This is a genomic window from Domibacillus sp. 8LH, assembly GCF_038806185.1.
Lineage (GTDB): Bacteria > Bacillota > Bacilli > Bacillales > Domibacillaceae > Domibacillus > Domibacillus indicus_A.
Genome location: NZ_JAVJNG010000100.1, coordinates 1 through 318, shown reverse-complemented (window position 1 = coordinate 318; position 318 = coordinate 1). Strand labels below are relative to the sequence as shown.

Below are 318 nucleotides of genomic sequence, written 5' to 3'. Positions count from 1 at the left end.
ATGGCGGTGTAGCTCAGCTGGCTAGAGCGTACGGTTCATACCCGTGAGGTCGGGGGTTCGATCCCCTCCGCCGCTACCATATATTTAAATAATGAGAATGCCTTTTGTAAAAGATGCATTTTTGATTCACACATGGTGAATAAGAGGACCTTTAGCTCAGTTGGTTAGAGCAGACGGCTCATAACCGTCCGGTCGCAGGTTCGAGTCCTGCAAGGTCCACCACTTGAATTCTTATTTAATTCGGAGGAATACCCAAGTCCGGCTGAAGGGATCGGTCTTGAAAACCGACAGGCGGGTCAAACCGCGCAGGGGTTCGAA

General features: G+C 50.3%; 2 tRNA genes. Both read left to right on the top strand.

Annotated features, from left to right (window positions below):
- The first annotated feature begins 2 nt into the window (after nucleotides 1–2).
- Nucleotides 3–79, top strand: a tRNA-Met gene (locus RG959_RS23970).
- 66 nt (nucleotides 80–145) lie between these two features.
- Nucleotides 146–222 (top strand) — tRNA-Ile (locus tag RG959_RS23965).
- The last annotated feature ends 96 nt before the right edge of the window (nucleotides 223–318 follow it).